Origin of the sequence: Citrobacter sp. Ce129 (assembly GCF_030334545.1) — a bacterium.
In the GTDB taxonomy this organism is placed as follows: domain Bacteria; phylum Pseudomonadota; class Gammaproteobacteria; order Enterobacterales; family Enterobacteriaceae; genus Citrobacter; species Citrobacter europaeus.
Map to the genome: position 1 here is coordinate 82,459 of NZ_JAOWDS010000027.1, position 12,549 is coordinate 95,007.

General features: G+C 51.1%; 14 protein-coding genes. 13 read left to right on the forward strand and 1 reads right to left on the reverse strand.

From position 1 onward, the window contains the following. The 5 genes from OGV77_RS00700 (at window position 1) to OGV77_RS00720 (ending at window position 4,427) form a co-directional block, all read left to right on the forward strand. The gene (locus tag OGV77_RS00700) at window positions 1-1,587 is read left to right on the forward strand and encodes a PTS sugar transporter (protein ID WP_043018055.1); all 1,587 of its coding nucleotides are present in this window, start codon (window positions 1-3) and stop codon (window positions 1,585-1,587) included. A 27-nt stretch (window positions 1,588-1,614) separates the two neighbouring features. Next, complete coding sequence (locus OGV77_RS00705) at window positions 1,615-2,454, forward strand: beta/alpha barrel domain-containing protein (protein WP_032942081.1); 840 nt, start codon at window positions 1,615-1,617, stop codon at window positions 2,452-2,454. An 18-nt stretch (window positions 2,455-2,472) separates the two neighbouring features. After that, window positions 2,473-3,336, forward strand: a complete 864-nt coding sequence (locus OGV77_RS00710; protein ID WP_047407265.1) for a Cof-type HAD-IIB family hydrolase — start codon at window positions 2,473-2,475, stop codon at window positions 3,334-3,336. After that, complete coding sequence (locus OGV77_RS00715) at window positions 3,323-4,081, forward strand: DeoR/GlpR family DNA-binding transcription regulator (RefSeq protein ID WP_032942078.1); 759 nt, start codon at window positions 3,323-3,325, stop codon at window positions 4,079-4,081. Before OGV77_RS00710 ends, OGV77_RS00715 begins: the two co-directional genes overlap by 14 nt. Window positions 4,082-4,154: 73 nt before the next feature. Continuing rightward, the gene (locus OGV77_RS00720; protein WP_087050427.1) at window positions 4,155-4,427 is read left to right on the forward strand and encodes a YjbD family protein; all 273 of its coding nucleotides are present in this window, start codon (window positions 4,155-4,157) and stop codon (window positions 4,425-4,427) included. Here the strand turns inward: OGV77_RS00720 and rluF are convergent. Next, window positions 4,424-5,299, reverse strand: coding sequence for a 23S rRNA pseudouridine(2604) synthase RluF (rluF, locus tag OGV77_RS00725; RefSeq protein ID WP_008786901.1), 876 nt, complete (start codon window positions 5,297-5,299; stop codon window positions 4,424-4,426). The genes OGV77_RS00720 and rluF overlap by 4 nt on opposite strands. 475 nt (window positions 5,300-5,774) lie before the next feature. Here rluF and OGV77_RS00730 point away from each other — a divergent pair, with 475 nt between their 5' ends. The 8 genes from OGV77_RS00730 (at window position 5,775) to OGV77_RS00765 (ending at window position 12,315) form a co-directional block, all read left to right on the forward strand. Further along, a complete protein-coding gene (locus tag OGV77_RS00730; protein ID WP_087050431.1) occupies window positions 5,775-6,722 on the forward strand; it encodes a sugar-binding transcriptional regulator in 948 nt (315 codons plus the stop codon). Between the two features lie 70 nt (window positions 6,723-6,792). Then, a complete protein-coding gene (locus OGV77_RS00735) occupies window positions 6,793-7,599 on the forward strand; it encodes an SDR family oxidoreductase (RefSeq protein WP_043018051.1) in 807 nt (268 codons plus the stop codon). A gap of 9 nt (window positions 7,600-7,608) precedes the next feature. Continuing rightward, window positions 7,609-8,016, forward strand: coding sequence for a mannose/fructose/sorbose PTS transporter subunit IIA (locus tag OGV77_RS00740; RefSeq protein WP_047407273.1), 408 nt, complete (start codon window positions 7,609-7,611; stop codon window positions 8,014-8,016). Further along, the gene (locus OGV77_RS00745) at window positions 8,016-8,510 is read left to right on the forward strand and encodes a PTS sugar transporter subunit IIB (RefSeq protein ID WP_047407276.1); all 495 of its coding nucleotides are present in this window, start codon (window positions 8,016-8,018) and stop codon (window positions 8,508-8,510) included. Before OGV77_RS00740 ends, OGV77_RS00745 begins: the two co-directional genes overlap by 1 nt. 65 nt (window positions 8,511-8,575) lie before the next feature. Further along, window positions 8,576-9,373 carry a PTS mannose/fructose/sorbose transporter subunit IIC gene (locus tag OGV77_RS00750; protein WP_047407279.1) on the forward strand — a complete coding sequence of 266 codons (798 nt, stop codon included), beginning with the start codon at window positions 8,576-8,578 and terminating at the stop codon, window positions 9,371-9,373. Window positions 9,374-9,384: 11 nt separating this feature from the next. Next, the gene (locus OGV77_RS00755) at window positions 9,385-10,209 is read left to right on the forward strand and encodes a PTS system mannose/fructose/sorbose family transporter subunit IID (RefSeq protein ID WP_047407282.1); all 825 of its coding nucleotides are present in this window, start codon (window positions 9,385-9,387) and stop codon (window positions 10,207-10,209) included. A gap of 68 nt (window positions 10,210-10,277) precedes the next feature. Then, complete coding sequence (gene sorE, locus OGV77_RS00760; RefSeq protein WP_087050426.1) at window positions 10,278-11,501, forward strand: L-sorbose 1-phosphate reductase; 1,224 nt, start codon at window positions 10,278-10,280, stop codon at window positions 11,499-11,501. Window position 11,502: 1 nt separating this feature from the next. Next, window positions 11,503-12,315: a shikimate 5-dehydrogenase gene (locus OGV77_RS00765; protein ID WP_087050425.1), complete on the forward strand. Its 813-nt coding sequence runs from the start codon at window positions 11,503-11,505 to the stop codon at window positions 12,313-12,315. Window positions 12,316-12,549: the final 234 nt, after the last annotated feature.

Sequence of the window (12,549 nt, forward strand, 5' to 3'; positions counted from 1 at the left end):
ATGAAAAAAATTGCGATTATTGGAAGCAGTGGAGGCAACCTCTACAACCTGGGTGGTGCTGAACCCGAAAAGCTACTCCAGGAAATTTACCAGCAGTGCGAAGCCGCAGGTGTGGAAGTTGCCGCTGTGCAGTTCATTGCGGCAGAGGCCTCAATGGACGCTGCCAAACCTCACACGCCAGCGTCTGTATTTGCACTAACCACAGAAAACCAACAAAAACCACAAAGGATATTTCAGGGCAAACTTTCAGAAGTGAACGACTCGGTAGTTGAGAGCGATTTCAGGATTGCTGAGATGATCCGTAACGGTGAGATCGACGGGATCATCGTGATGAGCGCCGATCCGGTGAAGGCCAACCAGGCAGTCTTTGCCGCCGCTGTTGAGATGAAAACACCGATTGTTGGCACCGGCGGAACCTCAATGGCGCTAGTGGCGGCAAAAGGGGCAAATGTCGTCGCAACCTCGGGCACGACGGGAACCACCAGCCGAACCCGCGCAGTCTCCTTCATCGCATCACTGTGTAAGCACTGGGGCGTTAAATATAAACCACAGTTGGGCAGCGCTTCTCCTTCACAGGGCGGTTCTGGAAAAAGCCTGCTTAAGCGCTTCAATATTCGCAGCATTATGATCCCTGCGCTGCCGGGCTTTATCGCCATGGCAATCGTGCTCGCACTCAGTCACATTCCGGGCCTGGAAAAACTCAACGATATCTTTGAAATTCTACTGAAGGGCCTGCCGGTTTTAGTTGCGGTTCTCGCAGCAAAACAGATTTCGGAACTGGATGAAGTCTCAATTGTTGCTGGGGTGGTCGCCGGAGTACTTTCCGTCGAAGGCGGTCTGATTGGAGGGATCATCGGTGGTTTGATGGCCGGGATTTTCGTTCGTTGGCTGTTTGAATTATGCCTGAATTGGCGCTTTCCGATGACCACCGTCAACATTGTAGCGGGTGGGATCTCGGGCCTGGCCGCTGGGTTAATCATGCACTATCTGCTGAGTCCGCTGGCGCTGTCAGCAGGTAATTACATCAAACTGGCTATCGAAAGCACACTGGCCTTCAGCCCTATTCTTGCCGGCCTGCTGGCTGGGTTGGTTATCTGGCCAGCTATTCTGGGGGGAGTCTATCACGCAGTCATTCTGCCGCTGGTGCTCCTGGAAATGGAAAAATCCGGTGTCAGCTTCCTCGGTGCTGTCGATATGGTGGGCCTGGTGATGGTTGCTGCAGGTATCAACCTGGCTAACGTCATCGCACCACGAGAAAAAAGCGAAGCAGCCGTCGCGACGCCCGGCCTGCTTATCAACCTCGGCTTTGGGACCTTCGTTGAATCGGCCTATCCGTTCATGTTTGCCAACAAAATTGTCTTTGGTTCAGCGATCGTTTGGGCCGGTCTGGGCGGCATGATGCTGGGTTTCTTTAACGTCAAAGGCGTGGCTTATGTCCCTGCATTTGCCTCTCCGTTCTTATCCAGCAATGCGCTGCAAATGGCGATTGTGATGGTTACCGTCATGGGCCTGACCTGTATTTCCACCATTATTGCCAACCGTTTTAAGGCTGTCGCACAGAAAGAATCTACCGCGTCAGCCCATTAATTAATGCACCAACACCAGAGGTACACCATGTTTAAAGGCGATATGAATAAAAAACGCGCTAAAGCGTTACAGAAAGTGAAAGATGCCATCACGCTGCACGGCGGGCAAACCATCCTCAGCACAGGGATAACCGGCGACGATGCGCGTCTGGCAAAAGCAGTATGTGAGGCGGGCGTTAAGCTGCTCGAACCGAACCATCCCGCACTGGCGTTAGCGCGTGGGCATAAGGGGGTGAGCAACATGCACGCGGCGGAACAAATCCGCCACGAAATTACTAACAGCCAGATGGCCGAAGCAGTACATGGCGTACGTAATGTGGTCCCTGACGATATCTTCATTACCGTCGGTATCGCAGGTGGCTTTACCGAAACGTTACCAGTCCCGCTCACGGAAACAGAGATACTGGAGATTGCCCGTGCTGGTGCCGATGGCTTACACACCCATAAATCCGACTGGGACGATCTACAGGACATCGTTAATCTCGCCCATCAGTATGGCCTGACCGTTGATGCTTATATTGGTCACCCGGATGACCTGCATACCTTCGGTATTCCTGCGCGCACTCCGGAAGAGGTCGCCAGCGTAGCAAAACGGATGCAGGAAATTGGCGTCGACATGATTGGTTTAATGACCGGTATGAGCTACGAAGGCGTAGCCGCAGGTGATATTCCGCAAGCCATTAAAGATCGCCTGTGGGCACTGGTCGGCGCGGTAAGCGTGCCGACGCTGGCGGAAGGCGGAATTAACCTCGCCAATGCCAAAGCGTTTAAGGATACCGGGGTCAATATTCTGGTCGTCGGTACGGCAATCGACAATATGGTCTGCAACGCCGCCAAAGAGGCTGTCACACCGTTTATTGCGCATTGATATTAAGGGAAAAGAAGCATGTTACTGGTCACCGATCTGGATGGAACACTACTGACTTCGCAAAAGACAATCAGTCCACGCACACGTCAGGCACTCATTGATTTCCACCAGCGCGGTGGCCTGCTGGCCGCTTGTTCTGCCAGACCGGTCTCCTCTATGATGCGCCTGCTACAGCAGCAGCAGGTTGATGCACTGTTTGGTTGGTGCGCAGGCTTCAACGGAGGTCAGATTCTCGAGATGGCGCAGCAGCGCAATATCCATACTGCAGCGCTCTCTTGTATGAATCTTCGGGATATTGACCGACATATTGCGCTTTCCCTCTGTCCTCATCACTTTTTTAGCGCCGATGCTATTTATCATCGTTGCGACCAACAGGTAGCGCCATGGACAACTTATGAAGCCCGTTTATTTGAATTACCACTTATTTCGGCAGCACCTGGAAATATTTTAAACCGGCATGATATTTATAAAATCACACTCGTTACTGAGCAGTTAAAAATAAATGCACTGTTTGCAGAAGTGAATAATAAATTACCTTATGGCTATACAGCGACTATCACTGGGGAGAATTACATTGATATCCAACGTAGCGAAATAAATAAAGGTTATGCTATTAGCATGTTAATGCGCCAGTTAAATATAACAGCAGAAAAGGTTGCGGCGATTGGCGACCAGCAAAACGATATCAGTATGTTTTCCGCCGCCGGCATTGGTATTGCAATGGGGAATGCGCCAGAGGCAGTAAAACAACAAGCCAGCTATGTGACGGCCTCTAATGATGATGAGGGTATTGTCTGTGCGTTGGAGTGGTTGCGTTGCTCTGCACATCCAGTTACCATGCGCCAAAGCACGACGTTGGCGGAAAATAATGAACCCGATTAAAAGAAGAAAACATATCCTCGATGAATTAAATAAATTCGGTGAAGTGACGGTTATCAAATTATCGGAAACGCTAAAAGTCACATCAGAGACCATTCGCCGCGATCTCTCCATCCTGGAGTCTGAAGGGCAAATTACCAAGATTCACGGTGGAGCCGTCAAGAAGCAGGTTGTTCAGGAAGATGAATTTGGCGCGCGGATTGATATACACCGCGAAGAAAAAATGGCAATTGGTAAACTTGCCGCCGGGATGGTCAGCGAGCACGACACTCTATTCATTGATTCCTGCACAACCAATCTTATTCTGGCCGAACAATTACCTCCTCTGGCCTATTCCGTTATTACTAATTCAGCCTTGATTGCCGATAAAATCAAAGAACATAATCTCAAAGCGCGCGTTTATGTATTAGGTGGTGAATATGACTACCATTTCCGCGCCAATCTCGGCGTCTCCGTTTGTCAGCAAATAAACACTATTCACGCAGATATCTGCTTCATCGGCGCGGGTGGTATTTCACCTCAACATGGTGTGCTGGTGAAAAGCTTCGATGAAGCCTATGTTGCCAAATCAATGATTGCTATGAGTAAAAAGTCGGTAATTCTTGCCGACCATACAAAATTTGGCCAGGACGGTGTGATGTGTATCGCCACATTAAAAGAGATCGATAACATCATCACAGACAAGCGATTCAGAACAACGGGCTATACACAGCAGGACTTTGCCGGAAAATTACGTATTGCTGAATAATACAATACATGACGCTATCAGCAGGTTCTGGATTACCGTACACTGAGGATATCGGCTAACAGAGGGCACCCATATGGCACTCCCCCGCATTACCCAAAAAGAGATGACCGAACGCGAACAGCGTGAACTGAAAACGCTGCTCGACCGCGCGCGCATTGCGCATGGTCGCCCGCTGACCAACGCAGAAACCAACAGCATCAAGAAAGAGTACATCGATAAACTGATGGCCTTGCGCGAAGCGGAAGCGAAAAAAGCCCGCCAGTTGAAGAAAAAGCAGGCTTATAAACCGGATGCGGAAGCATCGTTTTCCTGGTCAGCAAATACGCCAACGCGCGGCAGACGTTAACGCCCTTTCTTCTTACGCCCCGGCGAGGTAAAACGCTTACCGTTTGCCGCCGGGCGCGATTTCTCTTTCTCCGCCGATTTTTCGATTTTCACTACCGGGCGCTTAATGCCTGCGGTTTTGGGCTTCGCTTTCGCCTTCGGTTTGGCTTCTGAGGACGAATTCTCAATCAGCTTGAACAGATCGATCAGTTCGTCATCCGTCAGGTCGCGCCATTCACCCAGCGGCAGACCGGACAAACCAACGTTCATGATACGCGTACGCTCAAGTTTGGTAACTTCATAGCCAAAGTGTTCGCACATACGACGGATCTGACGGTTCAGCCCCTGAATCAGCGTAATGCGAAACACAAACGGCGCTTCTTTCTTCACCTTACATTTTTTGGTGACGGTGCCGAGGATTGGCACACCGGCCCCCATCCCACGGATAAAATCATCAGTGACCGGCTTATCTACCGTCACCAGATACTCTTTTTCGTGATCGTTACCGGCACGCAGGATTTTATTCACCAGGTCGCCGTGGTTGGTCAGAAAGATAAGTCCCTGAGAATCTTTGTCCAGACGACCGATTGGGAACACGCGCTTGCTGTGATTGACGAAATCAACAATGTTGTCGCGCTCGCTATCTTCGGTGGTGCTGACAATCCCTACCGGCTTATTCAGCGCGATAAAAACCAGATCTTCCGCTTCACGCGGCTCAATCAATCGACCATTTACTTTTACGACGTCGCCAGGCATCACCTGATCGCCAATGGTGGCGCGTTTGCCATTCAGGAAGACATTCCCTTGTTCGATAAAGCGATCCGCCTCGCGGCGCGAGCAGATTCCGCTTTCACTGATGTATTTGTTTAATCGGATAGATGAGTCGGGCAGCATAGTTTCTCCTGTATACACTTCATCCTTCAAGCTGTCTTTGCGTTGGCTGCCCTCACTCACCCAGGTCGCATAGCAATCTATGCTCCCAGGGATTCGCTCCCTTGCCGCCTTGGTACAACTTGAATGACTTTGTGTATTAAAAGCGAAATATACCCTACCTTGTGGGCGATAAAAAATAATCGTGTTCGAATGCCCGAGCGCTATTTGTGATCCGCCCCGCCTTTTGACACAAAAGTGTCAGTGATCCATATCTGCAATTTTGTTGAATGAAAACAAGCAGAATCAAGACATTAGAGCAACAAGCACATATGTGCCAAAGACGCGCAATCACCACATCAAATGTGCAGCACAATCGGTCAGTTATTGACGCTGAAATAAGTGAAAATAGCTTTGAGATGTGAAACAGATGGGGTTATATCAGATCAAGAAGGCAATTTCGTGATTTGCACAAATGTGCAGGAGTCCCAAAATGGCGATGGAAAACAGCGATGATATCCGCCTGATCGTAAAAATCGCGCAGCTTTATTACGAGCAGGATATGACACAAGCGCAAATCGCCCGCGAGCTGGGGATTTACCGCACCACGATCAGTCGGTTACTAAAACGTGGCCGCGAGCAGGGTATCGTCACCATCGCCATTAATTACGACTACAACGAAAATCTGTGGCTGGAACAGCAGCTAAAACAAAAATTTGGCCTGAAAGAAGCGGTCGTAGTCTCCTGCGACAGCGAACAGGAAGATGAACAACTTAATATGATGGGCGTGCATGGCGCACAGTTACTGGAACGCTTACTGGAGCCCGGCGACATTATTGGTTTTTCATGGGGTCGCGCGGTACGGGGATTGGTTGAAGGATTATCCCCGGCCAACCAGTCACGCCAGCTTATCTGTGTGCCGATTATCGGCGGACCGTCCGGCAAACTTGAAAGCCGCTACCACGTCAATACGCTGACCTACGGCGCCGCGGCAAAGCTCAAGGGGGAATCGCACCTGGCCGATTTCCCGGCGCTGTTGGAAAACTCGCTGATCCGTAACGGTATTATGCAGTCCCGGCACTTTAAATCGATTTCCGCCTACTGGGATAATCTGGACGTCGCGCTGGTCGGAATTGGGTCTCCGGCAATACGCGATGGTGCCAACTGGCACGCTTTTTACGGCAGTGAAGAGAGTGATGACCTGCATGCCCGCCATGTGGCCGGAGACATTTGCTCGCGCTTTTACGATATCAACGGTGTAACCGTAGAGACCAGGATGAGTGAAAAGACGCTCTCCATCGAAACCAATAAATTAAAACAGGCGCGTTACTCCATTGGCATTGCAATGGGTGAAGAAAAATACACTGGGATATTAGGCGCATTACGTGGGAATTATATTAACTGTTTAGTCACCAACAGCCATACCGCTGAATTATTGTTGAAGTAAATATATTTGAATTGATCCTGCCATAATTAATTTTATGTGGGATCCCCTTATCTGAAACTGGGAGTTTATTATGCAAACGTGGTTAAATCTGCAAGACAAAGTCATTATTGTTACCGGTGGCGCATCCGGAATTGGTCTGGCCATTGTCGAGGAGTTATTAGCGCAAGGCGCAAATGTGCAAATGGCAGATATTCATAGTGGCGAAGGTAAATATGAAAACCATAGCGGATATCATTTCTGGCCAACGGATATTTCCAGCGCTAAAGAGGTTAATCATACTGTTACTGAAATTATCCAACGCTACGGACGTATTGATGGACTGGTAAATAATGCTGGCGTTAACTTCCCGCGGCTACTGGTCGATGAAAAAGCACCCGCCGGGCAATACGAACTGAACGAAGCTGCTTTTGAAAAAATGGTTAATATCAACCAGAAAGGTGTGTTCTTAATGTCGCAAGCGGCGGCACGCCAAATGGTAAAACAGCATAACGGCGTGATTGTGAATGTCTCTTCAGAAAGCGGACTGGAAGGCTCAGAGGGCCAAAGCTGCTATGCCGCCACTAAAGCCGCGTTGAATAGCTTTACCCGTTCCTGGTCGAAAGAGTTGGGCAAACACGGCATTCGTGTGGTTGGCATTGCACCTGGCATTCTGGAAAAAACCGGTTTGCGCACCCCCGAATATGAAGAAGCGCTGGCCTGGACCCGCAACATCACCGTTGAACAGCTGCGTGAGGGTTATACCAGGAACGCGATCCCGATTGGTCGCTCAGGACGTTTAAGCGAAGTCGCTGATTTTGTTTGTTATCTCCTCTCAGAGCGCGCCAGTTATATCACCGGAGTAACCACTAACATTGCGGGCGGAAAAACGCGCGGTTAAGGAGGTTTTATGGTCAATGCAATCTTCTGCGCTCACGGCAATCTGGCCTGCGCCATGCTGGAATCGGTACAGATGGTCTACGGCGATGCCAACGTCGAAGCCGTGGCATTTGTCCCTGGGGAGAACGCCAGCAACATCGTGGAAAAACTGAAAAAGTTAGTAAGCGTTCACACTGGCGATGAATGGCTGATTGCCGTCGATCTGCAGTGCGGCAGTCCCTGGAATGCTGCCGCTACGCTGGCAATGCAAAATCCCGCTATTCGGGTTATTAGCGGGTTGTCGCTGCCATTGGCGCTGGAACTGGTTGATAACCAAAGCAGTATGAATGTGGATGAACTGTGTGAACACCTGACGACCATTGCTCAACAAACCTGTGTCGTCTGGCAACATCTGGAAACGACCGAAGAGGATTTCTGATGAACATTACCCTTGCTCGTATCGATGACCGCTTGATTCACGGTCAGGTCACCACCGTCTGGTCGAAGGTGGCGAATGCCCAACGAATTATTATCTGCAATGACGACGTTTATAACGATGAAGTACGTCGAACATTATTACGTCAGGCCGCCCCGCCCGGAATGAAGGTTAACGTCGTTAATCTCGAAAAAGCAGTCGCTGTTTACCATAACCCGCAATATCAGAGCGAAACCGTTTTTTATCTGTTTACCTGCCCGCAGGATGCTTTAGCAATGGTAAAACAAGGGGTAAAAATCGCCACGTTAAATATTGGCGGCATGGCCTGGCGGCCAGGTAAAAAACAATTAACCAAAGCGGTCTCTTTAGATGATGACGATATCAAAGCTTTTCGTGAGTTAGATAAATTGGGGGTTACGCTGGATTTACGCGTCGTCGCATCGGATCCATCAGTTAATATCCTTGAAAAAATAAAAGAACAATCGCTCGCTGAATAAATAAAAATGCCTGTGTATTTATGCTTTAACAGGCAGGGATGATCACATTCACAAGGTGACATATTATGGAAATAAGTACCCTACAAATTATCGCCATATTTATATTTTCCTGTATTGCCGGAATGGGCAGCGTGTTGGATGAGTTCCAGACCCACCGTCCGCTTATTGCTTGTACCGTTATCGGCCTGATCCTCGGTGATTTAAAAACCGGGATTATGCTCGGCGGCACGCTGGAGTTAATTGCTCTGGGTTGGATGAACGTCGGCGCAGCGCAGTCTCCCGATTCAGCGCTCGCCAGTATTATCTCCGCCATTCTGGTTATCGTCGGTCAGCAAAGCATTGCTACCGGTATCGCCATCGCCCTGCCCGTCGCGGCGGCAGGCCAGGTACTGACGGTATTCGCCCGTACCATCACCGTGGTGTTCCAGCACGCGGCGGATAAAGCAGCCGAAGACGCCCGCTTTCGCACCATCGACATGCTGCATGTTTCCGCTCTCGGCGTACAGGCGCTGCGCGTTGCCATTCCTGCATTAATCGTCTCGCTGTTTGTCAGCGCGGATATGGTCAGCAGCATGCTCAACGCCATTCCGGAATTCGTCACCCGCGGATTGCAGATTGCCGGTGGCTTTATCGTGGTGGTCGGTTACGCCATGGTGCTGCGCATGATGGGAGTGAAGTACCTGATGCCCTTCTTCTTCCTCGGATTTATTGCCGGAGGGTATCTCGATTTGAGTCTGCTGGCTTTCGGTGGCGTGGGCGTGATCATCGCGCTGGTCTACATCCAGTTAAACCCACAGTGGCGTAAAGCCGAACCGCAGGCGCAACCCGCCTCTTCCCAAGCTCTCGACCAGCTTGATGACTAATGGAGCCAGCCATGGAACAGAAAAAACTGACCAAATCCGACCTGTTTAGCATGTTTGTTCGCTCCAACCTGCAACAGGCATCATTCAACTTTGAACGCATTCATGGGCTGGGCTTTTGCTACGACATGATCCCTGCCATCAAGCGCCTGTATCCACTGAAAGAGGACCAGGTTGCGGCACTCAAACGGCACCTGGTGTTCTTCAATACCACACCTGCCGTTTGCGGCCCGGTAATTGGCGTGACCGCCGCGATGGAAGAAGCTCGCGCCAACGGCGCGGAAATTGACGATGGTGCAATCAATGGCATCAAAGTTGGGCTGATGGGTCCGCTGGCCGGCGTCGGCGATCCGCTGGTATGGGGAACACTGCGCCCGATTACCGCCGCGCTCGGCGCATCGCTGGCACTGTCCGGTAACATTCTCGGCCCGCTATTGTTCTTCTTTATTTTCAATGCAGTACGTCTGGCAATGAAGTGGTACGGCTTACAGCTTGGCTTTCGTAAAGGGGTCAACATCGTTAGCGACATGGGCGGCAACCTGCTGCAAAAGTTGACCGAAGGCGCATCAATTCTTGGCCTGTTTGTCATGGGGGTGCTGGTCACCAAATGGACCAGCATCAACGTACCACTGGTGGTATCGCAAACGCCTGGCACAGACGGTACCACCGTCACCATGACCGTGCAGAACATTCTCGACCAACTCTGCCCCGGCCTGCTGGCGCTGGGTCTGACGCTGCTGATGGTGCGGCTACTCAACAAGAAAATTAATCCGGTGTGGCTGATCTTCGCCTTGTTTGCGCTGGGGATTATCGGTAACGCGCTGGGCTTCCTGTCCTGATTTTTCCGCCCCGGCGATGCTGGGGCTACTTCAACAAATTGTCCTCGAAAGAGGAAGAGGTGGTAACAATGCAAACAACAACAGCTTTACGCCTTTATGGTAAACGCGATCTGCGCCTGGAAACCTTCGATCTTCCTGAAATGCAGGATGATGAAATTCTTGCTTCCGTCGTAACCGACAGCCTTTGCCTTTCTTCCTGGAAAGAGGCTAATCAGGGTGAGAACCACAAAAAGGTGCCAGATGATGTGGTCACCAACCCAATCATCATCGGCCACGAGTTCTGCGGCGATATTATTGCCGTGGGGAAAAAATGGCAGCACAAGTTTCAGCCCGGCCAACGCTATGTCATTCAGGCTAACCTGCAACTGCCGGATCGCCCGGACTGTCCCGGCTACTCCTTCCCATGGGTGGGCGGTGAAGCCACGCACGTCATCATTCCTGATGAAGTCATGGAGCAGGACTGCTTGTTGGCTTACGAAGGCGAAACCTATTTTGAAGGTTCATTGGTTGAGCCACTGTCCTGCGTGATTGGCGCATTCAACGCCAACTATCACCTGCAGGAAGGCACTTATAACCATAAGATGGGCATTCGTCCGCAGGGGCGTACGTTAATCCTCGGCGGCACTGGGCCAATGGGACTACTGGCGATCGACTACGCGCTGCATGGTCCGGTTAACCCGGCGCTGCTGGTAGTGACCGACACCAATAACGACAAGTTGAGCTACGCCCGCAAGCACTATCCGTCAGAGCCACAAACGTTGATCCACTACCTTCACGCCCAGGATGCAGCTTATGACACATTGATGGCATTGAGCGGCGGCCATGGGTTTGACGACATCTTTGTATTTGTACCCAACGAAGAGCTGGTCACGCTGGCCTCTTCCCTGCTGGCTGCCGATGGCTGCATGAATTTCTTTGCGGGTCCGCAGGATAAGCAGTTTAGCGCGCCGATTAACTTCTACGACGTGCACTACGCCTTTACCCATTATGTTGGGACATCTGGCGGCAATACCGACGATATGCGCACGGCGGTAAAACTGATCGAAGAGAAGAAGGTTCAGGCCGCAAAAGTGGTGACGCACATTCTGGGGCTGAATGCGGCTGGTGAGACAACGCTGGAACTGCCAAAAGTCGGTGGCGGGAAAAAACTGGTCTACACCGGCAAAGCCTTTCCGTTAACCGCGCTCACCCAGATTGATGATCCAGCCCTGCGTGACATCCTGGAACGCCATCAGGGGATTTGGTCGCAGGAAGCCGAACAGTACATATTGTCTCACGCCGAGGAAATTTAACATGATTAACCGCGACACCCAGTTGTGCATGTCGCTTGCCGGCCGACCCGGCAACTTCGGCACACGTTTTCACAACTATCTGTATGAAAAGTTGGGGTTAAATTTTATCTACAAAGCCTTTACTACGCAGGATATTGAGGCCGCGGTGAAAGGCGTTCGCGCGCTAGGCATCCGCGGCTGCGCGGTATCGATGCCGTTTAAAGAGAGCTGCATGCCGTTTCTGGATGCCATCGATCCTTCCGCAAAAGTCATTGACTCCGTCAACACCCTCGTCAATGACAACGGTAAGCTGACAGGATTTAACACCGACTATATTGCGGTAAAAAGCCTGATTGCCAGCCACCAGCTTGATACCCACGCACGCGTCATGATCCGCGGCAGCGGTGGAATGGGTAAAGCGGTTATCGCCGCGTTTCTCGATGCCGGTTTTCGCGATGTTATCGTCGCCGCCCGCAATCGTGAGAGCGGCCCGGCGCTGGCAAAACAGTACGGTTTCCAGTGGCAGCCTCAGCCGGAAGGGATTACCTGCGATATTCTGGTCAACGTGACGCCCGTCGGCATGGCTGGCGGTAAAGAGAGCGATGAACTGGCCTACAGCGAAGCAATGGTCGCTGCCGCCAGCGTGGTGTTTGACGTCGTCGCCCTGCCGCCGGAAACACCGGTAATCAAACTGGCACAGCAATTAGGTAAAAAGACCATCAGCGGTGCAGAGGTGATTGCCTTACAGGCCGTGGAGCAGTTCGCCATGTACACCGGCGTACGCCCGGATGACGCGCTAATCGCCGAAGCGGCAGAATTTGCGCGGGCGGGGTAAAAAAGCAGGAACAGAGCGCCAGGGATGGGCGCTCTGTTTATTTTAGGTACTATGCAACAGCAAACAATTGCTGGTCAGCTTTCACTTCCAACTGCGCCAACGCGGGAATCAACTGGCTGATGTAATGTTGTGGTTAGACGCCCTGATCGTGTTCCCGCACTTTCGGGGCGTTGTCATGTTTGGTGTGTGAGAGTAATGTGTCATCACACATACACACGCTACTCTTGTGTAATT